This is a genomic window from Zoogloea dura, from assembly GCF_012927165.1.
GTDB lineage: Bacteria > Pseudomonadota > Gammaproteobacteria > Burkholderiales > Rhodocyclaceae > Zoogloea > Zoogloea dura.
In genome coordinates this window covers 73,727-93,375 of record NZ_JABBGA010000014.1, presented here as the reverse complement: position 1 = coordinate 93,375, position 19,649 = coordinate 73,727, and the positions used below count along the sequence as shown (strand labels likewise).

The 19,649-nt window shown below is 65.4% G+C and carries 25 protein-coding genes; 4 read left to right on the top strand and 21 right to left on the bottom strand.

Annotated features, from left to right (window positions below; all coding sequences use genetic code 11):
- The first annotated feature begins 207 nt into the window (after positions 1–207).
- Positions 208–600: an antitoxin Xre/MbcA/ParS toxin-binding domain-containing protein gene (locus HHL15_RS16570; protein WP_235943440.1), complete on the top strand. Its 393-nt coding sequence runs from the start codon at positions 208–210 to the stop codon at positions 598–600.
- The gene (locus HHL15_RS16565) at positions 600–1,070 is read left to right on the top strand and encodes an RES family NAD+ phosphorylase (protein ID WP_169146952.1); all 471 of its coding nucleotides are present in this window, start codon (positions 600–602) and stop codon (positions 1,068–1,070) included. The genes HHL15_RS16570 and HHL15_RS16565 overlap by 1 nt, the downstream gene beginning before the upstream one ends.
- 39 nt (positions 1,071–1,109) lie before the next feature.
- On the opposite strand, the gene HHL15_RS16560 is transcribed toward HHL15_RS16565, so the two are convergent.
- The 7 genes from HHL15_RS16560 to hpaA form a co-directional block, all read right to left on the bottom strand.
- On the bottom strand, positions 1,110–2,171 hold the full coding sequence (locus HHL15_RS16560; RefSeq protein WP_169146902.1) for an NADH:ubiquinone reductase (Na(+)-transporting) subunit F: 1,062 nt from the start codon (positions 2,169–2,171) through the stop codon (positions 1,110–1,112).
- 63 nt (positions 2,172–2,234) lie between these two features.
- Positions 2,235–2,597: a phenol hydroxylase subunit P4 gene (locus HHL15_RS16555; RefSeq protein ID WP_169146901.1), complete on the bottom strand. Its 363-nt coding sequence runs from the start codon at positions 2,595–2,597 to the stop codon at positions 2,235–2,237.
- An 11-nt stretch (positions 2,598–2,608) separates the two neighbouring features.
- Positions 2,609–4,153, bottom strand: a complete 1,545-nt coding sequence (locus HHL15_RS16550) for a YHS domain-containing protein (RefSeq protein WP_169146900.1) — start codon at positions 4,151–4,153, stop codon at positions 2,609–2,611.
- A 23-nt stretch (positions 4,154–4,176) separates the two neighbouring features.
- The gene (locus HHL15_RS16545) at positions 4,177–4,449 is read right to left on the bottom strand and encodes an MmoB/DmpM family protein (protein ID WP_169146899.1); all 273 of its coding nucleotides are present in this window, start codon (positions 4,447–4,449) and stop codon (positions 4,177–4,179) included.
- An 11-nt stretch (positions 4,450–4,460) separates the two neighbouring features.
- Positions 4,461–5,453, bottom strand: coding sequence for a ferritin family protein (locus HHL15_RS16540; RefSeq protein WP_169146898.1), 993 nt, complete (start codon positions 5,451–5,453; stop codon positions 4,461–4,463).
- Between the two features lie 48 nt (positions 5,454–5,501).
- Positions 5,502–5,753 carry a phenol hydroxylase subunit gene (locus tag HHL15_RS16535; RefSeq protein ID WP_169146897.1) on the bottom strand — a complete coding sequence of 84 codons (252 nt, stop codon included), beginning with the start codon at positions 5,751–5,753 and terminating at the stop codon, positions 5,502–5,504.
- A gap of 176 nt (positions 5,754–5,929) precedes the next feature.
- Entirely contained in the window at positions 5,930–6,886 is a 957-nt protein-coding gene (gene hpaA / locus HHL15_RS16530; RefSeq protein WP_169146896.1) for a 4-hydroxyphenylacetate catabolism regulatory protein HpaA, read from the bottom strand.
- A gap of 97 nt (positions 6,887–6,983) precedes the next feature.
- On the opposite strand from hpaA, the gene hpaR reads away from it, so the two are divergent.
- A complete protein-coding gene (gene hpaR / locus HHL15_RS16525; protein ID WP_169146895.1) occupies positions 6,984–7,529 on the top strand; it encodes a homoprotocatechuate degradation operon regulator HpaR in 546 nt (181 codons plus the stop codon).
- Between the two features lie 70 nt (positions 7,530–7,599).
- On the opposite strand, the gene HHL15_RS16520 is transcribed toward hpaR, so the two are convergent.
- The 3 genes from HHL15_RS16520 to HHL15_RS16510 form a co-directional block, all read right to left on the bottom strand.
- Entirely contained in the window at positions 7,600–8,097 is a 498-nt protein-coding gene (locus tag HHL15_RS16520) for a midcut-by-XrtH protein (protein ID WP_169146894.1), read from the bottom strand.
- Positions 8,098–8,226: 129 nt separating this feature from the next.
- Positions 8,227–9,027, bottom strand: coding sequence for an aldolase/citrate lyase family protein (locus HHL15_RS16515; RefSeq protein ID WP_169146893.1), 801 nt, complete (start codon positions 9,025–9,027; stop codon positions 8,227–8,229).
- Positions 9,028–9,159: 132 nt separating this feature from the next.
- A complete protein-coding gene (locus HHL15_RS16510) occupies positions 9,160–9,666 on the bottom strand; it encodes a midcut-by-XrtH protein (protein WP_169146892.1) in 507 nt (168 codons plus the stop codon).
- A gap of 220 nt (positions 9,667–9,886) precedes the next feature.
- Here HHL15_RS16510 and HHL15_RS16505 point away from each other — a divergent pair, with 220 nt between their 5' ends.
- Positions 9,887–10,816 carry an AEC family transporter gene (locus tag HHL15_RS16505; protein ID WP_169146891.1) on the top strand — a complete coding sequence of 310 codons (930 nt, stop codon included), beginning with the start codon at positions 9,887–9,889 and terminating at the stop codon, positions 10,814–10,816.
- Here the strand turns inward: HHL15_RS16505 and HHL15_RS16500 are convergent.
- The 11 genes from HHL15_RS16500 to HHL15_RS16450 all read right to left on the bottom strand — a co-directional run bounded on the left by HHL15_RS16500 (position 10,788) and on the right by HHL15_RS16450 (position 19,527).
- Entirely contained in the window at positions 10,788–11,513 is a 726-nt protein-coding gene (locus HHL15_RS16500) for an NAD(P)H-dependent oxidoreductase (RefSeq protein WP_169146890.1), read from the bottom strand. The two genes, HHL15_RS16505 and HHL15_RS16500, sit on opposite strands and share 29 nt — an antisense overlap.
- A 173-nt stretch (positions 11,514–11,686) precedes the next feature.
- Entirely contained in the window at positions 11,687–12,112 is a 426-nt protein-coding gene (locus HHL15_RS16495) for a tautomerase family protein (protein WP_169146889.1), read from the bottom strand.
- A 14-nt stretch (positions 12,113–12,126) separates the two neighbouring features.
- Complete coding sequence (locus HHL15_RS16490; protein WP_169146888.1) at positions 12,127–12,882, bottom strand: SDR family oxidoreductase; 756 nt, start codon at positions 12,880–12,882, stop codon at positions 12,127–12,129.
- 39 nt (positions 12,883–12,921) lie between these two features.
- Positions 12,922–13,965 (bottom strand): 4-hydroxy-2-oxovalerate aldolase, encoded by a 1,044-nt coding sequence (gene dmpG / locus HHL15_RS16485; RefSeq protein ID WP_169146887.1) that lies wholly within the window; start codon positions 13,963–13,965, stop codon positions 12,922–12,924.
- A gap of 36 nt (positions 13,966–14,001) precedes the next feature.
- Positions 14,002–14,991 carry an acetylating acetaldehyde dehydrogenase gene (locus HHL15_RS16480; RefSeq protein WP_169146886.1) on the bottom strand — a complete coding sequence of 330 codons (990 nt, stop codon included), beginning with the start codon at positions 14,989–14,991 and terminating at the stop codon, positions 14,002–14,004.
- Positions 14,988–15,203, bottom strand: a complete 216-nt coding sequence (locus tag HHL15_RS16475; protein ID WP_169146885.1) for a tautomerase family protein — start codon at positions 15,201–15,203, stop codon at positions 14,988–14,990. The genes HHL15_RS16480 and HHL15_RS16475 overlap by 4 nt, the downstream gene beginning before the upstream one ends.
- A gap of 24 nt (positions 15,204–15,227) precedes the next feature.
- Positions 15,228–16,043 (bottom strand): 2-oxo-3-hexenedioate decarboxylase, encoded by an 816-nt coding sequence (gene dmpH / locus HHL15_RS16470; RefSeq protein WP_235943439.1) that lies wholly within the window; start codon positions 16,041–16,043, stop codon positions 15,228–15,230.
- Positions 16,040–16,837: a 2-oxopent-4-enoate hydratase gene (gene dmpE / locus HHL15_RS16465; RefSeq protein WP_169146884.1), complete on the bottom strand. Its 798-nt coding sequence runs from the start codon at positions 16,835–16,837 to the stop codon at positions 16,040–16,042. Before dmpE ends, dmpH begins: the two co-directional genes overlap by 4 nt.
- A gap of 151 nt (positions 16,838–16,988) precedes the next feature.
- Complete coding sequence (locus HHL15_RS16460; RefSeq protein ID WP_169146883.1) at positions 16,989–18,449, bottom strand: 2-hydroxymuconic semialdehyde dehydrogenase; 1,461 nt, start codon at positions 18,447–18,449, stop codon at positions 16,989–16,991.
- 174 nt (positions 18,450–18,623) lie between these two features.
- Positions 18,624–19,199, bottom strand: coding sequence for a DUF3617 domain-containing protein (locus HHL15_RS16455; RefSeq protein ID WP_169146882.1), 576 nt, complete (start codon positions 19,197–19,199; stop codon positions 18,624–18,626).
- Positions 19,200–19,212: 13 nt separating this feature from the next.
- Positions 19,213–19,527, bottom strand: a complete 315-nt coding sequence (locus HHL15_RS16450) for a hypothetical protein (protein WP_169146881.1) — start codon at positions 19,525–19,527, stop codon at positions 19,213–19,215.
- Positions 19,528–19,649 lie beyond the last annotated feature (122 nt).

Sequence of the window (19,649 nt, the reverse complement as noted above, 5' to 3'; positions counted from 1 at the left end):
ATCCGTATGGCCCAAAGTTATAAGGAAACGATGGGTGGCGATATTAGACGAAGGTTTAGAGCGGGGACGTGCCAGCGCCACGGGCTGCGCAGCGGTCATGGCTTGTCTTTGACCTTGAGTATCACATGATCTGATATGATCAAATCACTTGATACTCAAGGAGTCTCGATCGTGGTACTCGTAACCCCCGAGAGGATTGCGTCGATCATGGCGCTTGTGCCCGCCCCCCACTCGTTCGCCGAGCTTGATGAAATGGTTTCAAAGGGTCTTCCCAAGGGTGCCCTGAAAGCCAGCATCGATCATGTCCACGTGAGCGCGGAAGACAGGAAGCAACTCCTGTATCGCATCGTTCCGGAGGCCACCTACAAGCGGCGACGCGAGAGCTTGTCTGCCGAAGAGTCCGCGCGGGTTGAACGTCTTGCCCGGATCTTTGCCACTGCGGCCTATGTCTGGGATTCGGAGGAGGATGCCAGGTCATTCTTGAATGCACCGCATTCAATGCTCCAGGACCGTCGGCCGCTGGATGTCTCCATGACGGAGCTTGGCGCGCGACGGGTTGAAGAGCTTCTCTGGCGCTTGTATTACGGCATTGCCGCGTGATGCGGATATACCGGATTGGAGACGGCCGGCACCCGCTCTGGGACGGAACAGGTGCCGCGCTGGTTGGCGGACGCTGGAACAGTCCCGGTCGTCCGGTCATCTATGGCTCGTTGACCTACGCCTGCGCGATGCTTGAAATATTGGTTCATGCCAATATCGGCCGCATTCCGACTACGCATCGATATGTGATGGCCGACCTGCCCGATGACGTGAAGGTCGAACGTCGCGATCCGGAAATGCTGCCCTCTGGATGGGACGCCGAGGCCAGCACGGCAGCGAGGATTTTTGGTGATCTGTGGCTGAGTGAGGCGCGGAGCGCCGTTTTGCTCGTGCCCTCGGTGGTCGCCAAGCTGGAATGGAACGCCCTGGTCAACCCGGCACACCCGGATGCCATGCGGATGACGCTTTCAAGCGCTGAACCCGTCATCTGGGACAGGCGCCTGTTTGGGCGCCTGTCGGGCTCGGGCTGAGCCCTCCCCGAGCCATTCCTCCAACCCGGCGATGCCGGCTTAAACCCGCTTGAACAGCGGGCTGCGCACCTGCTGGGCGTCGGCGGCAGAGAAAAACTTCTCGGTGTAGATGTCGCGCTCGAACAGGCGGCCCTGCATGAGCGTGGAGATGCAGGCCTCGATCATCAGCGGCGGGCCGCACAGGTAGGCCTTGCGGCCGCGGAAGTCGTTGTCGAAGTGGGCCTTGGCGGCCTCGTGCACATAGCCGCGGAAACCCTGCCAGTCGCTGTCGGCCGGCTCGTCGGAGAGCGCCGGCACGTAGCTGAAGTGGGAATGCCGGGCCGCCAGCTCTACAAACTCCTGGTGGTAGTACAGCTCAGCCTGGTTGCGGGCGCCGTAAACCAGGGTGATGGGCAGGGTCGAGCCCTCCTCCAGCAGGTCGAGGATCATCGAGCGCGGGCTGGACAGGCCCGAGCCGCCGGCCATGAACAATGACGGAACGCCCGCCGAGCGGTGCACCAGGAAGCGTCCGTAGGGCCCGGTGAGGCTCAAGCGGTCGCCCGCCTTGAGCTCGTTGTGGATCCAGGTGGTGCCGGCGCCACCGGGCACGATGCGGATGTTCAGCTCGATCTCGTTGCCGGCGGATGGCGCATTGGCCAGGGAGAAGGCGCGGAAGCCCAGCTCGCCGGGCAGGTTGAGGTTGATGTACTGGCCGGCCTGGAAATCCAGGGTCTCGCCCTCGTCCAGCTTGATCCAGATGCCCTTGATGGTGGGGGTGAGGTCCTCGATGCGGCTGACCACGCCGTGGTAGTCGCGCACCGGGATGTCGCGGGCGTCCTCGTCGGTCTCGATCTCGACCTCGATGACCAGGTCGGATTCGAGTTTGGCGCAGCAGGCCAGCACCTTGCCTTCGTCCCGTTCGTAGTCCATCAGGGCGAAGTTGGAGGCATTGCCCTGGTCCACCTCGCCGTCGGTCACGGTGACCTTGCAGGTGGCGCAATAGCCTTGCCCGCAGGCGTGGGGCAGGAAGATGCCGGCGCGCAGGGCCGCATCCAGGATGGTCTGGCCCTCTTCGACCTCGATGCTGCGGCCGAGGGGCTCGATGGTGAGCGCGTAGCTCATCGTTTCTCTCCTTGGGCAGGCCGGTCCGCCGGAGCGGACGGGCCTTCTTGTTCTGTCAGCGGGTCAGTAGCCGGAGCCGGCAATGCCGTCGAGGCCGGGTGTGATGAAGCGGATCAGGTCCTTGTGGCCGATGCCGTTGTCGGCCAGGCTCTTGTCCCGGTCCGGGGTGAAGGGCCGCGGGCCGTTGAGCCACTCGACCTTGCTCCAGTCGATCTGCGCCCAGTCCGGGTGATAGCTGAAGCAGTCGGTCATGTGCTTGTCGATGATCTCGGCGAAGGGCGTCTCCGGCGGCAGGGCCAGCACGAAGGGCCGCGAGAACATGCGGTGGCGCTCCCAGTTGACGTACAGCAGCTGGCGGCCCTTGTAGTTCTCCACCGCGTCGCTGGAGGGGAAATCGTAGGGGGCGAGGGTTTTCAGCAGGGTCATGGTGGCGCTCCTCAGTTCTTGGTGGCCTGGTCGCGCCACTGGGCAAAGTTCTTCTGGTCTTCCGAGCCGTTGAAGTCGCCGCTGGCCCGCTTGTCCATGCGCCAGTAGGCGTGCATCCGCGCGCCGGGACGGTAGTCGTGGGCATTCACGTCGGTGCCTTCGGGCTCGCACTTGCCCTGCAGGGCGGCGTGGGAGGAGATGAAGGTCTGCACGTACTTCTCGGGTTCGTCCTCGAAGATCTCCTTGCAGTGGTCGGAGCAGAAGTGGAATTTCTCGCCCTTGTACACCGTCTCGCGGAAGCACATCTCCATCGGGTCGCCCGGCTCGTTGAACTTGATGGTGGACACGCAGACCTGGCAGTTCATGGGCTGGGTCTTGTTGTTGAAGCGGTTGCCGGCCTTTTCCTGCTTGTCGAAATGCTCCAGCACCGGGCGGTAGTACTTGTCGAAGGTGTTGGGATACTTCTCGGACAGCCAGTCCAGCTCGTCGGGCGCCGGGATCCAGGTGTGGAAGGGGCAGGCGTCGGGCTTCATGTAGAAGCCGATCCACGACTGGTGGGTGATGTGCTCCTTCTCCTCGATGGTCTGGGCGAAGCACTTGGGCACCTTTACGCCGTAGCGGGCCAGGTCGTTGAAGAGGGCCGAGCCGTTCTGCTCGAAGTAGATCTCCCAGGCTTCCTTGAAGCTCATGATCCGCTTGGGCAGCATGTAGTCCATCATCATGCCGACCGAGGCCAGCTTGCGGGTGCCGCGCCAGGTCCACTTGTCGATCCAGCGCTGCACGATGGGCAGGTTGTCCGGGTCCTGCTCGAGCATGAACTTGATGCACTCGAGGCCGAGCGTCATGTGGCGGGCCTCGTCGGACTGGGCCGAGAAGCCGACCGTCATCGCCGCCATGTCGCCGTTGTAGGCAGCACCGGAGATGAAGGGCACGAACAGGATGTTGGTGAGCACGTACTCGAAGGCGAAGCCGATGGCCACCATGAACTCGAAGGGGCCGGCGGTGATGGCGTCGTCGAAGAAGGACTTGCCGTCCGACAGGTACCACATGCGCGACTGCTGATGGGCGAACTCGTCCATCCCGTTGTAGAAACGGTTGTAGTTGCTGATCGAGTGGATCTGGGTCTGGAAGTGGCGGTACTCGTCCACCGACTGCATCATGCAGGCCACGCGCGGGCCGGCGCCGACCATCTGGCGGGCCACCATGCTGAAGCCGCGGGCGGCCATCAGCTCGAGGGGCGGGGTGGAGCCGAGGAAGAGCTTGAGCACGTTCATGTAACGTGCGTCGGTGACCGACAGGTGGCCGTTGTTCTGGTTGAAGGCGTCGAGGATGGCGTAGAGCTTGCGTTCCTTCTCGGCCTGGTATTTCCAGTAGGCGTCCATGGTCAGGCGGAAGGGGTCTTCCCACTGATCCCAGTCGTGGATCTTGATGCCTTCGTAGCCGACCTGCGGGAAGACCTTGTCCATCGGCTGGAAGGTGGTGTCCCAGGCCAGGTCCCGGGTCATCATGGTGTAGCGCTCCTTGAGGCCGAGCTTCTTCGAAACTTTCATGTCCATGGTGTCTCTCCTTGGGTGTCGGGTCAGCTCTGCCAGGACAGGACGAACTCGTCGTCGCTCTCGTCCAGGTGGCCGGAGATGGTGATCAGGTGCAGCTGCAGCTCCTGCAGGTCGAAGTCGCGACCCATCTTTTCTTCCACGGTGGCGCGCTTGATGACCAGCCGGCCGGGCACGTCCACCTTGACCATGGCGGGCTGATCCACCACCACGGCGTCGGGGTTGTCGTCCACGATGGCCTCGACGATGCAGCGGGTCTCTTCGTTCTTCTGGAAGGCGATGAAGGCGTTGGATGTCATGGCGACGGCTTTCAGACGGGGATGCCGGCCTTGGCGGCACGGGCATTGAGTTGCTGGACGACCTCGTCCAGGACGGCGGCACCCTCGGCACCGAAGGCCAGCTCGGCCACCGGTGCGAGCACCTCGACCGAACGCTGGCGGGCCGCGGCGATCCATTCGGCGAGCAGGGCCTTGTTGGCCGGGTTGTCGGCGGCGGCGGCCTTCAGCACCGCATCCACCCACTTCACGTTCTCGGCGAACCACTCGCGCTGGAAGCGGGTGAGCATGGTCAGCACCGGGCCGTGGGCAGCGTTGAGGCGGTCGTTGAGCTTGTCGTAGATCAGCGGGTACAGCAGGCCTTCGAGGGCGAAGTTCTGCGCCACGAAGAGCTCGAACCAGTCCTCCATGACCATCTGGTCTTCGACGTAATGGCGCAGGCCCTGCCACACCGGCGCCGCCAGCCAGGCCTGCTTGGCCTCGGCGAGGGCGTCGATCTCGTCGAGAGAGATGCCCAGGCGGGTGATGAACTGGGCAATGCCGAGCTGATCCATGCAGGCATAGGCGGTCGCCTGGGAGATGGCGATGCCGTAGCTGTAGGCGGCGATGTACGAATTGTTGATGTTGGAACCCCAGGCCACGTGGCGCAGGGGCAGCAGCACCTCATTGACCACCTTCTTGCCCTCGGCCGGGTAGCCGGTGGCGAGGCCCAGTTCGTCGGCCATGTCGAAGTCGGCGCTGGCAGTCTCCTGCATGCGGCCGCGGGCCAGCGTCCAGGCGCCGTAGAAGAACTGGCGCGGATCCTTCAGCGCGTACCAGTCCTTCATGGTGATGCGCGAGCGCTTCGGATCGAAGATGTCGTGGGACGGATCCCAGGTGGGCCGGTAGTGGTAGTTCTCCATCGGCTGCAGGTCCATCGTGGCCTCCATGTAGCGGGACGCCGGCTTGTCCGCGCCCATGCGGCGGGCCAGGTGGCCGAAAGTCTGGCGCAGGGGCTGGATGGTGATGGTGCGAAGGTCCATGCTCATTGTGTGCTCCTTCTCCTCAGGTTCTTGGTGTGGGTCTGCCCTGCCCGCTCAGCGAAAGCGCTGGTGAGTGGCAGCGTGGAGATTCCAGGCGAAATCACCCTGCGGACGGGGGACATCCGGGGTCTCCAGGAAAATCACGTGGTGCTCGGCGCAGAAGGACTGGAAGGCGGCTTCGGGCATGATCAGTTCGACGGCCACTTCCGGCTCGCCCACCGAGAACTCGAACTCCACCATGCCGTTATCGCGCCGGCCGGTGACGCGCACGAACTTGCGGGTCACGTCGAAACGGTTCTCTGTCATGGCTCCTCCTGGTCTTTGCGCCGCCGGCATCGAGGCGCGGCGGTCGGACGCTTCAGGGCCCGGATGGCCCCCACCGGCGTGTTCGGTGAGACGTCATTGCACCAAACATTAAGATGTTAGTGAATGGACGATCAGCGCCTTGGCTTGTACTTTTCAAAGCCGCACTGATGGAGCGATCAGCGGACTTGATCCTGGTGCTGGATGCGGAACTGGCTGGGCGTCAGCCCGGTGCGGCGGGTGAAGAAGCGGGAGAAGTAGGCCGGGTCGGCAAAACCCAGGGCGTAAGACAGTTCGCCCACCGGCGTAGTGGAAAAGCGCAGCAGGCGGCGCGCCTCCTGCAGCAGGCGGTCGTGCACCACCTCCTTGGAGGCCAGGTTGGCCATGCGCCGGCACACATCGTTGAGGCGCGCCTCGGTGACGCTGAGCTGGCGGGCGTAGTCGGGCAGCGTGAGGTGGTCGCGGAAGTGGGCTTCCACCAGGTCGCAGAAGTTCAGGAAGATGCGCAGATCCTCGCCCCGCTCGCGTTTCAGGGAACTGGCCGGGGTGTGGGTGGCGAGCAACCGGTGCAGGCTGATGAAGAAGCACAGCCCCAGCGCCCGCACCGCCGCCGAGCGCCCCTTGTTGCGGCCGCCGAACTCCTGGCGCAACAGCTCCGCCAGTTGCAGCAGGCGCGCCACCTCTCCCTGCCCCCCCTCCTCGGCCCCGCCCAGGGGCAGGAAGGCCGCCTCGCGCAGCTGGGCGTCGGGCCACAACCCCGGCAGCGATGCATACCAGCTGCGCACCACCTCCTGGCGCACGGTGATCACATGGCCGTCCGTATCCTCGTCGGAATAGAAGGCATGGGGAATCGCCGGAGGCGTGATGAAGACCAGCGGCGCTTCACCGAAGTAGGCCTGGTCATCGAGCTGCAGGCGGATACTGCCACGGGTCAGCACATGCACCTGGTAGAACAGGGAATGGCGATGGGCCGGCGTGTTGCGGCCGAAGATCTCGGCCAGCCGGCCGAAGGTCTCGTAGTGGACGTCACAGTCCGGATCACCCTCGTAGATGCGGGTGATGTAAATGTCGGGAATGGCCTGGGCGGAGGGCTGGCCCCGCGGATCGGCGGGCCCCGGAATGTCGAAGGTGGACATCCCGCAAGAAGATCACTTCGATGTTAGCGAGTCAACAGGTATCATTGAGGAATCCACCCGGGAGGCCCCCTCCCCCACCACAGGAGTTCGACCGTCCATGCAGAGCAGGATTTCCTACCGCAACCTGCCCCAGCTTTTCCTGAAAGCCCGGGAGGAGCTGATCTGCCATTTCCGCCCTATCCTCAACCACTTCGGTCTCACCGAGCAACAGTGGCGCATCCTGCGCGTACTCAGCGAACGGGAGCAGCTCGAGCCCTGGGAGATCTGCGACATCTGCCAGATCTTGAGCCCCAGCCTGGCCGGCGTGCTGTCACGCATGGACGACATGGGGGTGATCAGCCGCGCCCGCGTGCCGGAAGACCAGCGCCGGGTCATCGTGCGCCTGAGCCCCAAGGGCACCGACCTGGTGGCCGAGATCGCCCCGCTCATCCAGGCCCAGTACCGCAACCTCGAGGCATCCCTCGGTCGTGAGCTGATCGACGAGCTCTATACCGTGCTGGACAAGGTCATCACCGGCCCCCACGCCCCCGTGGAGCGGATCACCCTGCCGGAACGTGCAGCGCCTTCTGCCGCAGCACCTTCTGCCGCAGCAACATCCGACAAGAAAAAACGAAGCCCCCGCCGGGGAACGGCGGAGGCTTGATTCAACCGCGTCCTGCACCTGTTCCGCGCAACACGCTTCCGGCGGAATCCTCCGCCGCGTGCAAAAACGGCTAGACCGGATTCTCGGAGTAGTAGCAGGTCTGCCCGGGCTGAACGATCAGACCCACAGCGCAGGTCGGGGTTGAGGTCGTCGGCGAACTCGGCGGCGTCACGCTGATGATCTGCATGGGGATGCTTGGATGGCCATTGACCGGCACATCGATCAGCAAACCGCCCAGTTCGCTGAGATCGACGGTACCCCCGGTATTGTTCGCCATGGTCGGCAGCGGAATGGCCTGAACATTGCCGACGGAAGCCCCTTGCGCCCCCACACCCAGCGCAGCCACCACGAGCAACCCGGACAACAGGCGATTACCCGACTTCCGCCCCATGTAAACCGCAGCCATCGCCAGCAACACCGCCAGGACCAGCATGCCCCACTGGGACAGGGTCGGCACCGAGGTCGCAGCCGGTGCATAGACGATCACCTGCGCGAAGGCCGAAGTGGGAAGCCCCACCGCAAGAGCACCAGCAAGCGCCAACCTGGGAACGTGTACGTTGATCTTCATGAACCAAACCCCCCTTAGCAAGAAAATGGACGAGCGAGAAATAAAAGAATCTATACCCTAACACCATGTTGGAGGAATAAAGACCATACCCAATTCAGGCATCCAGGGCCGTTGCATCTGCCCCCCGTCTCAATAACTCCCCCCCGGAACATTCACCTCGCCCCCCGTCCTGTAGGCCGTCGCCAGGCTGGTGGTGGCCGCCGCCAGCAACATCGAGTCGACGCCCACCGCGATGAAGCGGGCCCCCGCATCCCTGTAGCGCCGCACCAGCGGCTGATCACCGCACAGCACGCCACCGGCCTTGCCGGCACGGGCCACCCGGGTCAGACCATCCTCGATCATGGCCACGATGTCCGGATGGTTGGGCTCGCCGAGCAGATCGAAGGACGCTGCCAGATCAGCGGCGCCGAAGAACACCCCGTCCACGCCATCCACGGCCAGGATGGCATCAAGCGCCGCCATGCCGATACGGGTTTCGACCTGCACCAGCAGGCACATGGCGTCGTTGGCCTGCTCGGCATAGTCGCCGATGCGCCCCCAGCGGGACGCCCGGGCGATCGAGCTGCCCACCCCGCGGATACCCTGGGGCGGGTAGCGCATCGCCTGCACCAGGTGGGCGGCCTGATCTGCGGACTCGACCATCGGGATCAGCAGGGTCTGCACTCCCGTCTCCAGCAATTGCTTGATCAGCACGTGGTCGCCCTGGGGCGGCCGCACCACCGGCTGGGAGGGATAGGGGGCGATGGCCTGCAGTTGCGCAAAGATGGTGCGCAGGTCGTTCGGGCCGTGTTCCGCATCGATCAGCAGCCAGTCGAAGCCCGCTCCGGCACAGATCTCGGCGCTGAAGGTCTCCGACAGGCCCAGCCACAGCCCGTATTGCAGTTCCCCGGCGAGCAGGCGCTGCTTGAACAGGTTGACCGGCATTTCCATGGTGTACGCTCCGCGATTACTTGTTTAACACAGCCGGAAGCCGCCACGCGCCTCCCGGATCCTGCAAGGAAAAGGGCTTCGGTCACCCGAAGCCCTCGTGCTGCCTTCAGGCCCGTTACAGGCCAGACCGGATCAACCCAGGCCAGGCACCCTGTAGTAGCAGACACCGCCCGCCGGCACGGCCAGACCGACCGTACAGGTGGGAGACTGGACCGTCGTGTCACTGCTTGGGCTCACGCTGATGATGCGCATGGGGATGGTCGGGTGCCCCTGCACCGGCACCTCCGTTCCGGTCGAATAACCGGAAAGATCAACCGTGCCGCCCGATCCGATCGACATCTGCTCAAGCGCGGTGGCCTGCGCTGTCTTCAACATCGTCTGCTCGACCCCCATCCCGGTGGCCAGCGCGCCGACCGCCAGGAGCGCAGACAGGAGCCGGCTGCCACCCTTGCGCGCGGTCTGGATGGCGACCAGTGCCAGCAGGACTGACAGCACGATCATGCCCCACTCGGACAGGGTCGGTACCGGGGTCTGCACATCAGGAACATAACCAATCGACTGAGCCACGGCAGCAGCCTGCCAACCCAGCGTCAGTCCTGCCGCAATGGCCACTCGCGAAAAAACCGTTTTTTTTGTCATGGATCTGCGCCCTCCTCAAGCTAATGTGGATAGATATCAAAATTTAACAATCGCGCCGCAATGCTACCACTCCCGCCCCCATCGGAGCTTCGGCATACACGGATGACGCCCCGGACCCGCGACTATCTGCGTGCATGAAACAGTGAAGCGCCCTCCAGCCGTTTATCCCGGCGGGCTGCATCGCTAGAATCCCCGCCCTCCCCTTATCGTCGAGCCCCCCTTGCTGACCATCCTGAGCATCACCGGCCCCATCTTCATGCTCATCGCGATCGGCTTCGCCGTCGTTCGCCATGGCCTGCTCAGCCGGGCGGAGATGCGTCCCCTCGGCGTCTTCGTGATCCACGTGGCCCTGCCCGCCCTGTTCTTCAGGTCGATGAGCGAGCGCAGCCTGGCCGACGTGGTGGGCGGCCACCTGATGCCGGTGTATGTGCTCGGCTCCCTGCTCGCCGCAGGCCTGGGCCTGGCGGCCAGTTGCCTGCTGCGCGGCCGCAGCCTGCAGGTCGGGGCCGTCCAGGCGCTGGGCATGGCCACCTCCAACAGCGCCTTCATCGGCTACCCCATCGCCCTGCAGCTCTTCGGCCCGTCAGCCGCCGGTGCCCTGGCGGTGTTCGCGCTGGTCGAATCGATGGTGATGATGCCCCTCACCCTGACCATCGCCGAAGCCGCCGGCAGCAACGGCGGGCACTGGACCCATGTGCTGCGCGAAGCCCTCCGCCGCCTGTCGCGCAATCCCTTCGTGCTGGCCATCGCCGGCGGCGCAGCGTGGTCGGCGACCGGCATCCCCCTGCCCCTGCCTGTCGGCAAGATGCTGGACATGCTCGCCGCCGCCTCGGCGCCGGTGGCCCTGTTCTGCATCGGCGGCACCCTGGCCGGGCTCAGCATGCGCGGCATGCTGGGCGATATCAGTTTCATCGTGGCCGGCAAGCTGCTGCTCCACCCCCTGTGCATGTTCCTGGTGCTGCTGGCCCTGCCCGCGGCGGATCCCCACGTCGCCACCGCCGCCATCCTCAATGCGGCGATGCCGATGTTCAGCGTCTATCCGCTGCTGAGCCAGAAATTCGGCCAGGAAGGGGTCAGCGCCGCGGCCCTGGTGGGCGCCACTACCCTGTCTTTCTTCACCATCAGCGCGCTGCTGTGGATGCTGCATTGACGCAGGGCCTGAGGGTTTCGTCGAAATCGTCCAGTGACGGAAAGCGCAGCGCCTCCAGCTGATCCAGGCCCTGCAGGTGAAGGCCATAACCCTCGAGGATGCTGCGCCGCTCGGCCTCCTCCAGGTAGGGCACGTGGTAGGCCACATAGGGCGGCAGCACGCGCAGGCCCACGTAGGCCAGCATGCCGCGCAGGATGGGCTGCAGCATCACCTCCAGTTCGCCATGCACCGCGCCGGGGCCGAACATGTGCGCCTGGCCGCCAAGGGAGATGGCCAGCAGCGCCGACTTGCCCTTCAGCCCGCCGCGGTCGTAGATGCGCCGGCCGCCGTAGCACAGGCCCGAAATGAAGACCCGGTCGATCCAGCCCTTCATGATGGCGGGCATGCCGTACCAATAGATCGGGAAGTTGAAGATGATCAGGTCGGCCCATTTCACCTTGTCCACCTCGGCCGCGATGTCCGGCGCCAGGGCACCCTTGCCGTAGGCGTGGCGTTGCTCAAGGGCATACACCAGGTAATCGGGGTTGGCCCGTTCGCTGAAATCGGCGGCGCTGGCCACCGGATTGAAGCCCATCGCGTACAGGTCGGACACCTGCACCGCGTGACCCGCCGCCTCCAGGGTGTTCACCGACAGATCCTTCATGGCTGCGTTGAAGGAGCGCGGCTCGTTGTGGGCAAAGACGATCAGTACATTCATGTGATGACTCCGGGAGAACGGGAGCGCAGACAGGCTGTGTTGCTCGTTCAAAAAAATGCCCCTTCGCGACGCCGCCGTAGCGAAGGGGCCAAGATACGACCGACCATCCGGAGAGGAGAGGGAGGGTTGTCGGTCGAGGGAGTAAACGTCGGATGCAGCGGCTGGCGCCGGCTTCAGTCGGCGGCGGCGGCGCGGGCGCGGGCTTCGATCTCGTCCCTGCGCACATCGCTGGCAGGCACGCCGGCGATAGCCCAGTCCTCGGGCGGCACGCGCCGGCAGCAGCCGCGGACCAGCGCCCGCTGCACGCCCAGGCAGTCCACCAGCAGGTCGGTGAAACCGGCCAGCAGGCGGTGGCGGTCCTCGAGGGAGCGTCCGTCGAGCACGATGCAGTCGAACCAGGGCGCATGCAGGCCGTTGCGGGACACCAGCTCGCCCCCCACGGCAAACTGGCCGGGCCGGTGGGGTGTGATGAAGGCCCGGATACGGTCGGTGGGGGCCTTGAGCACTTCTGCGTAGAGCTTGCAGGCGCCGATGAGCAGGGCTTCGTCCTGCTCCGGCGTGCTCAGGCCTTCAACCAGGTGGAAATTGACGATGGGCATGGTGGTATCTCCGGTCAGGGCAGGCCGCGACGGCGGCCGGAATCGAGCATCAGGCTGGAGCCGGTCATGGCATCCGCCTCGGGGGCCAGCAGCACCGACACGGCCCAGGCCACCTGCTCGGGGGTGGTGAAGCGGCCGATGGAGGACTCGGCCAGCATCTCGCCCAGCACGTCCTCCACCGTGATGCCGCGCTGGGCGGCACGGTCGGCGGCCACCCGGTGCAGGCGCTCGGTGTCGGCGGGGCCTGGGGCGATCAGGTGGGCGGTCACGCCGCGGGGGCCGTAGGCCAGGCTGAGCTGGCGCACCACGTTCACCAGGGCCGCATTGGCGACGCCCGCCGACGCCGCGTAGGCAGTCGGCTCGAAGCCATAGTGGCCGCCGATGGCGACGATGCGCGAGCCCGCCGAGAGCAGGCCATCCACCGCCCGGCACAGGCGCAACAGGCCACCCACCTTGATGTTCACCGCATCCACCATGGTCGCCGTCGGCGCCGTCAGGATGCCCCCCGCGACACCCACACCGGGCCCGTGCACCACCATCCGCACCGGCCGGTCCACCACCCCGGAGATGGCCTCGATGGCCGAATCCGAGGAGATGTCCGCGGCACAGGCGATCAGGCCCGGGACCCGCTCGCGCAGGGCGGCCAGCGCCTCGGTGCTGCGCGCCACCGCCACCACACCGAGGCCGGCCGCGGCCAGGCGATCGACCATGGCATTGCCGAAGGCCCCGGTGGCACCCACCACCACGGCCAGCTCTTCACGTTCCTGCATGCTGTCTCCTTGTTATATGTACCGCCCTGCCCCTGGCGCTCAGGCTGCCACGTGCTGCAGCAGGCCGCGCTCCCGGGCCATGGTCATGGCGGTGTCCATGATCATGTCTTCCTGGCCACCGATCATCTTCTTGCGGCCCAGTTCCACGAGGATATCCCGGGCCGGCACGCCAAAGCGTTCGGCAGCGCGCTTTGAATGCAGGAGGAAGGTGGAATACACGCCGGCGAAACCGAGGGTCAGGGACTCGCGGTCCACCCGCACCACGTGCTCCATCATCGGCACGATGATCTCCTCGGCCATGTCCATCAGCTTGAAGAGATCCACCCCGGTGTCGATGCCCATGCGCTCGCAGACCGCAGCGAAGACCTCCAGCGGCGTATTGCCAGCCCCGGCCCCCAGGCCGCCCACCGATCCGTCGATACGGGTGGCCCCGGCTTCGATGGCGGCGATCGAGTTGGCGATGCCCATGCCCAGGTTGTGATGGCCGTGGAAGCCGATCTCGGTCTCCGGCCTGAGCACGTCGCGCAAGGCCTGGATGCGGGCGATCACGTCGCCGGGCAGCATGTAGCCGGCCGAGTCGGTCACGTACACGGTCTGGGCGCCATAGCTCTCCATCAGCTTGCCCTGCTGGGCCACGCCAGCGGGGTCGTTGAGATGGGCCATCATCAGGAAGCCGGTGGTGTCCATGCCCAGCTTGCGGGCGAAGGCAATGTGCTGGGGCGAGGTGTCGGCCTCGGTGCAGTGGGTCGCCACATGCACGCTGCGGGCGCCGCAGTCGTAGGCGGACTGCAGCTCGCGCATGGTGCCAAGGCCGGGGATGAGCAGCACCGAGACCTTGGCCTGCTTCATCCTGGCGGCCACCGTGGAGATGTAATCCTCGTTGCTGTGCGGTGCGAAACCATGCTGCAGGGAGTTGCCGCCCAGGCCGGCGCCGTGGGTCACCTGCACATAGGGCACGCCCGCCTCGTCGAGGGCCGTGGCCACCTTGACCATCTGGTCGATGCTGATCTGCTCACGCTTGGCGTGCATGCCGTCACGCAGGCACATGTCGTGCAGGATGACTTTCTTGCCTTTGAGATCCATGGGTTTCTCCGTTTTCTTGTGTTGGGGCGGCTTCGGCTACGCCGGCTCCACCGCGCGCAGCGTGATGCGGCCGGCGAGGATCTCCTCGGCGAACATCTCGGCGGTGCGGGTGGCGGCGGCGGTCATGATGTCGAGGTTGCCGGCGTACTTGGGCAGGTAGTCGCCCAGCCCCGCCACCTCCATGAAGACCTGCACCTTGTTGGCCTCGTAGATGGGCCCGTTGACCAGGCGGTAGCCGGGCACGTACTTCTGCACCTCCTTGATCATCTGCAGGATGGACGCGGTGATGCGGGCCTGGTCGGGCGCGTCGTCGGTGAGGCAGGAGATCGTATTGCGCATGATCATCGGCGGCTCGGCCGGGTTGATGATGGCCAGGGCCTTGCCCTTGCGCGCACCGCCCACCTTCTCGATGGCGCCGGAGGTGGTGTAGGTGAATTCGTCCAGATTGGCGCGGGTGCCCGGGCCGACCGACTTGGAGGCCAGGCTGGCGACGATTTCGGCGTAGGCCACGCTCTGGATGCTCGACACGGCGCTGACGATGGGGATGGTCGCCTGGCCGGCGCAGGAGATCATGTTGACGTTCATCTGAGAGCCAAGGCCCCCACGCTCACTGCGTTCGCTGCCCCCCGAGGGGGCCGAGCTGTCTTGGGAGCGGCCCGACGACAGCTGATCGGCATGCTGGCGCAGGTTCACCGGCGGCACGCAGAGGGGCCCGATGGCGGCCGGGGTCAGGTCGATCATCATCACCCCCAGCTCGTTGAGCTTGCGGCTGTTCTCCGCATGCACATAGGCGCTGGTGGCGTCGAAGGCGATCTGGATGTTGTCGGCGAGCACGTGCGGCAGCAGGCCATCGACTCCGTCGGCGGTGGTCTTGAGGCCCATCTCGCGGGCCCGGGCGAGGCCTTCGGAGGCGGGGTCGATACCCACCATCCACACCGGCTCGAGCACCGGGCTGCGCTGGATCTTGTAGATCAGGTCGGTGCCGATGTTGCCCGAGCCGATCAGGGCGCAACGGATCTTCTTCATGCTGTCTTCTCCTGGGCCCGGGCGGCGGCGCGCTGGGCCATGGTCTGGCCGGCGACGTAGAAGCCGTCGGTGGCGTGTTCGGTGATGAGGATGCGTACCGTGTCGGCGCTGCATTCGAGACTGCGGGCCACGGCTTCGGTCACCGCCGCCGCCACCTTGTGCTTCTGTTCGGTGGTGCGGCCCACCATCATGTGCATTTCAATAATCGGCATGGGGTCTCTCCACGGGGGTTGGGATCATTCGACGAAGCGCATGGACACGCTGCCCAGCTCCTGGAAGCGGGCGATCACGCTGTCACCGGCCTTGACCGGCACGGCTTCGGTGATGCCGCCGCTCATCACGAAACTGCCGGCGGGCAGGCCCTCGCCCAGCTCGGCGAGGATGTTCACCAGCATCGCGATGGCCTCGGCCGGGTGACCCAGTACGGCGGCGGCGGCGGCACCGGCGACGGTCTCGCCGTTCTTCTCCATCACCACCCCCAGCGTCGGCAGGTCCAGGTCTTCCACGTAGCGCGGCCGTCCGCCGCCGACGAAGCGCGCCGACGAGCCGTTGTCGGCCACCACGCTGGGCAGGTCGAACTTGAAGCCGGAGAAGCGCGAATCGATGATCTCGACCGCCGGCAGCACGTAGTCGGTGGCATCCAGCACGTCCTGGCGGGTGCAGCCTGGGCCCTGCAGATCCTTGCGGGTGACGAAGGCCACTTCGCACTCGACCCGCGGATGCACCAGGTCGTGGGTGGAGATGGCCGAGTTCTCGGGCCGCGCCATGCGGTCGGTGAGGAAGCCGATGGACGGCACATCGACGCCCATCTGCTTCATCTTGGCCCGCGACGTCAGCCCGGCCTTCCAGCCGACCTGCTTGTGACCGGCGGCGAGGAAGCGGCGGCGCAGCTCCAGCTGCACGGCGTAGCCGTCGGCGATGGTCATGGCCGGATATTCGTCGGTGAGCTTGGGGATGGCGTAGGCCCGGGTCTGGGCCCCTTCGACCCGCTCGCAGAGACGGACGATGTCTTCACGGGACAGCGTAAGAGTAAGAGTCTGGTCCATGCTCATGCTGCGCTCCTTCCGGCGAACTTCACCCGGCAGCTGCCGAGGCCGCCCACGGTACATACCAGTTCATCACCATCGACGACCGGCACCAGGGCCGATTGGGAGCCGGACAGGATCACCTCGCCGGCTTTGAAGGGAATCCCCAGCTCGCCCAGGGTATTGGCCAGCCAGGCCACCGCGTTGGCAGGCGACCCCTGCACCGCGGCACCGACGCCGGTGGAGAAGATCTCGCCGTTCTTCTCCAGCACCATGCCGGCCAGGGTGATGTCCAGCTTGCGCGGGTCGCCCTTGGTCTTGCCCAGCACGTACACACCGCAGGAGGCGTTGTCGGCCACGGTGTCCTGGATCTTGATCTTCCAGTCGGTGATGCGTGAGTCGACGATCTCGAAGCACGGCAGCACGTAGTCGGTGGCGCGGATCACGTCCATCGCGGTGACGCCCGGCCCCTGCAGATCCTCCTTGAGCACGAAGGCCAGCTCGGCCTCGGCCTTGGGCTGGATCAGGCTGCCCAGGTCGATGGTGTCGCCCTCCTGGTAGACCATGCCCGAGGTGAGCTGGCCGAAGTCCGGCTGGAACACGCCCAGGAAGTCCTGCACCGGCTTGCTGGTGACGCCGATCTTCTTGCCAACGATGCTTTCGCCGGCTGCCACGCGGCGCTCGATGTAGCGCAGCTGGATGCGGTAGGCATCGGCCAGGGTGATGTCCGGCTCCTGTTCAAGCAGCGGCGCAATCGTGCGACGCTCCCGCCACGCGTCATACAGCGCGTCGCCGTAATGCTGGATCTTGTCTTCGTTCATGATTGCCCTGATTGATCTTGGGTTCATTGATAAGAGGCTGAAGCGGTGAAGAAACCGTCGCGAGCAGGCCCGAGGCTGCGATGAGGCGCGCAGCGGTACTGGAGTACCGCGAGCACCGGAGTCGCAGGATCGGGACGCGCAGCAGGTTTATTCACAGCTTCACGCAGATGTTGCGGGTCTCGGTGTAGAACTCGAGGGAATGCACGCCCCCTTCGCGGCCGATACCCGACTGCTTGGAGCCACCGAAGGCCGTGCGCAGGTCGCGCAGGAACCAGCTGTTGATCCAGGTGATGCCCACCTCGACCCGGGCGGCGACGCGGTGGGCGCGGGCCAGGTTGGTGGTCCAGACGGTGGTGGACAGGCCGTAGTCGGTGGCATTGGCCAGCTTCACCACCTCGTCCTCGCTGTCGAAGGGGCGGATGTGGCAGCACGGGCCGAAGATCTCCTCGCGCACCACGGAGGCCGTCTCGGGCAGGCCGGTCCAGATGGTCGGTTGCACCCAGGCGCCTTCGGCCAGCTCGGCGGGCATCGCCGGTTCGCCGCCGCCGGTCACCACGGTGGCCCCTTCCTCCACCGCCTTGCGGTAGTAGGACATGACCTTCTGCTTGTGCTCCTGGCTGATCAGCGGGCCGTAGTTGGCCGCGTGATCCTCCGGGCGGCCGTACTTGACGGCCTCGGCGCGGGTCTTGAGGGCCGCCACGAAGCGCTCGAAGATCGGCCGCTCCACATAGACCCGCTCGGTGCCCAGACAGACCTGCCCGGTGTTGAGGAAGGCCGAGCGGAAGATGCCATCCACCGCCGCGTCAAAATCGGCGTCAGCAAAGACGATGCCGGCGTTCTTGCCGCCCAGCTCGAAGGACACGTCGCGCATGCCGTCGGAGGCGGCCTTCATGATCGCCGCGCCGGTGCGGGTCTCGCCGGTGAAGGTGATCGCATCCACACCCGGATGGCGGGTCAGGAATTCGCCGGCCGAATCCGGCCCGAAGCCCTGCACCACGTTGTACACACCCTTGGGAATGCCCACGCTGTTCATCACCTCGCCGAGCAGCGCCGCCGTGTGGGGCGACTCCTCGGAGGGCTTCACCACCACCGTGTTGCCACAGGCCAGAGCCGGGCCGACCTTCCAGGTCATCAGCAGGAAGGGGGCGTTCCACGGGCTGATCACGCCGATCACGCCCTTGGGCACGCGGATGCCGTAGTTGAGGGCGCCGCGGCCGTCCGGCGTGGCCATCTGGAAGGCCTCCGTCGGCACGTTCTTGACCACGTCGGCAAAGACCTTGAAATTGGCCGCACCGCGGGGGATGAAGACATGTCGCATGACGTGGGAAGGCTGGCCGGTGTCGGCCATCTCGGCCGCCACGAAGTCCTCGAAGCGGCGGGTGATCTCGTCGGCCACGCCGTACAGCAGGTCCACCCGCTGCTCCAGCGTCAGCCCGCCCCACTCGCCCTCCAGCGCCGCCCGCGCGGCGCGCACCGCCGCATCCACGTCGGCCTGGCCGGCCTCGGTGATCCGGGCGATCACCCGGTTATCCACGGGGGAGCGTTTCTCGAAGGTCTTGCCGCCCTGCCCGGCGGTGTATTCGCCGCCGATGAAATTCTCGATGAGACGCATGCTTACCTCGATATCAAGTCTGGAATCGCCAAACCCCCAGGGCCCGGCATGGAGACCAGTCTATGAATCGAGCTTGATACCGTCCAATACCTAATCACTTCATACTCAATACCCTTGCGGTATGAGCAAAGGGGCAGCCCCGGACACCAGCCACCCCATCGGCATCTTCTGCGCTTACTTCTTCGGGCGGGCCTGCATCTCCTTGACGAGCTGGTCCGCCGGCTTGATGCCCTTGCAGTCGGTGCCGAGGAAGCTCATGCGCGACTCGGTGTGCATGGTGTGCTTGCCGCCGGCGTCGGTGATGGTCATGTCCATCCGGGTGGCGACCGAGTCACCGTTGATGACACTCTCGCCCTTGCCGACCACGCCGGGGCAGTTCATCTCGAAGCTCACCCGGTTGCCGCTGCGCGTGGTCTTGGTGGGCTCGCAGCGGCTGTCGCCCTGCATCACCGGCTTGTCCTGCGCCGCCATCTCCGGGCTGATGCAGATGCGGTGGGTGTTCGGGCTGCCGCCACCGCCCATGCCCCGGCCGCCCATCGCCTGCTCCATCTGCTTGCGCTGCTCCGGGGTCATGCCAGCCATGTGCTTCTGCATCTCGGCCTGCATGGCGGCCATCCTGGCGGTCATGTCCTGGCCATCCATGATCTGCTTGTCGACGCGGATCTCCCACAGACCCGGCCTGGTCATCGGCTCGGCCAGCACGGCGCCGGATACAAGGGCAAGGCATGCAGCAATCGTCAATCTCTTCATGTCGCTCTCCTGGTCATTCGTTGATCAGATCATCACGAATCTTGCGCAGCCCCTCCGGCATCACCAGGGTTTCCCTGTCCCATCCCTCGAGGGTGAGGATCTCGTCCATGCACGCCTCCATGATGGCATGCGCCTCTACGGCAGCCCGTGCGATGATCCGATGGACTTCCGGATCCGTGTTGGGCGTGGATTCGCAGTTGACCTGATACGCGTACAAATCGCGCAGACGCCGCAACTCTTCGGCCACCTGGGCAGGGCAGGCACACATATAAACCATGGCCTCCTCAACAATGGAGGTCAATTGTTGCTCAGTGAATTGCTTTTTCATGGAAGTTCTCTCGGGCCACTCTGTTTTACCTTTGCAGTGTAGCAAGAATGCTTTTCCGACCGGAGAGACGCCCGGATTACCCTACCGGGGGGGACTGCCCCGGGCAGGCGTCGCCGCGCGCG

Excerpts from the sequence above, each read along its gene's own strand:
- hpaR (WP_169146895.1), top strand. The coding sequence starts at position 6,984 with ATGCAGAGCAGGATTTCCTACCGCAACCTGCCCCAGCTTTTCCTGAAA.
- HHL15_RS16550 (WP_169146900.1), bottom strand. The coding sequence starts at position 4,153 with ATGGACATGAAAGTTTCGAAGAAGCTCGGCCTCAAGGAGCGCTACACC.
- dmpG (WP_169146887.1), bottom strand. The coding sequence starts at position 13,965 with ATGGATCTCAAAGGCAAGAAAGTCATCCTGCACGACATGTGCCTGCGT.
- HHL15_RS16555 (WP_169146901.1), bottom strand. The coding sequence starts at position 2,597 with ATGACCCTGCTGAAAACCCTCGCCCCCTACGATTTCCCCTCCAGCGAC.
- HHL15_RS16500 (WP_169146890.1), bottom strand. The coding sequence starts at position 11,513 with ATGAATGTACTGATCGTCTTTGCCCACAACGAGCCGCGCTCCTTCAAC.
- hpaA (WP_169146896.1), bottom strand. The coding sequence starts at position 6,886 with ATGTCCACCTTCGACATTCCGGGGCCCGCCGATCCGCGGGGCCAGCCC.
- HHL15_RS16560 (WP_169146902.1), bottom strand. The coding sequence starts at position 2,171 with ATGAGCTACGCGCTCACCATCGAGCCCCTCGGCCGCAGCATCGAGGTC.
- HHL15_RS16450 (WP_169146881.1), bottom strand. The coding sequence starts at position 19,527 with ATGAAAAAGCAATTCACTGAGCAACAATTGACCTCCATTGTTGAGGAG.
- HHL15_RS16460 (WP_169146883.1), bottom strand. The coding sequence starts at position 18,449 with ATGCGTCTCATCGAGAATTTCATCGGCGGCGAATACACCGCCGGGCAG.
- HHL15_RS16540 (WP_169146898.1), bottom strand. The coding sequence starts at position 5,453 with ATGAGCATGGACCTTCGCACCATCACCATCCAGCCCCTGCGCCAGACT.
- HHL15_RS16520 (WP_169146894.1), bottom strand. The coding sequence starts at position 8,097 with ATGAAGATCAACGTACACGTTCCCAGGTTGGCGCTTGCTGGTGCTCTT.
- HHL15_RS16565 (WP_169146952.1), top strand. The coding sequence starts at position 600 with ATGCGGATATACCGGATTGGAGACGGCCGGCACCCGCTCTGGGACGGA.
- dmpH (WP_235943439.1), bottom strand. The coding sequence starts at position 16,043 with ATGAGCATGGACCAGACTCTTACTCTTACGCTGTCCCGTGAAGACATC.
- HHL15_RS16515 (WP_169146893.1), bottom strand. The coding sequence starts at position 9,027 with ATGGAAATGCCGGTCAACCTGTTCAAGCAGCGCCTGCTCGCCGGGGAA.
- HHL15_RS16475 (WP_169146885.1), bottom strand. The coding sequence starts at position 15,203 with ATGCCGATTATTGAAATGCACATGATGGTGGGCCGCACCACCGAACAG.
- dmpE (WP_169146884.1), bottom strand. The coding sequence starts at position 16,837 with ATGAACGAAGACAAGATCCAGCATTACGGCGACGCGCTGTATGACGCG.
- HHL15_RS16480 (WP_169146886.1), bottom strand. The coding sequence starts at position 14,991 with ATGAAGAAGATCCGTTGCGCCCTGATCGGCTCGGGCAACATCGGCACC.
- HHL15_RS16455 (WP_169146882.1), bottom strand. The coding sequence starts at position 19,199 with ATGAAGAGATTGACGATTGCTGCATGCCTTGCCCTTGTATCCGGCGCC.
- HHL15_RS16535 (WP_169146897.1), bottom strand. The coding sequence starts at position 5,753 with ATGACAGAGAACCGTTTCGACGTGACCCGCAAGTTCGTGCGCGTCACC.
- HHL15_RS16490 (WP_169146888.1), bottom strand. The coding sequence starts at position 12,882 with ATGCAGGAACGTGAAGAGCTGGCCGTGGTGGTGGGTGCCACCGGGGCC.
- HHL15_RS16545 (WP_169146899.1), bottom strand. The coding sequence starts at position 4,449 with ATGACATCCAACGCCTTCATCGCCTTCCAGAAGAACGAAGAGACCCGC.
- HHL15_RS16570 (WP_235943440.1), top strand. The coding sequence starts at position 208 with ATGGCGCTTGTGCCCGCCCCCCACTCGTTCGCCGAGCTTGATGAAATG.
- HHL15_RS16510 (WP_169146892.1), bottom strand. The coding sequence starts at position 9,666 with ATGACAAAAAAAACGGTTTTTTCGCGAGTGGCCATTGCGGCAGGACTG.
- HHL15_RS16495 (WP_169146889.1), bottom strand. The coding sequence starts at position 12,112 with ATGCCCATCGTCAATTTCCACCTGGTTGAAGGCCTGAGCACGCCGGAG.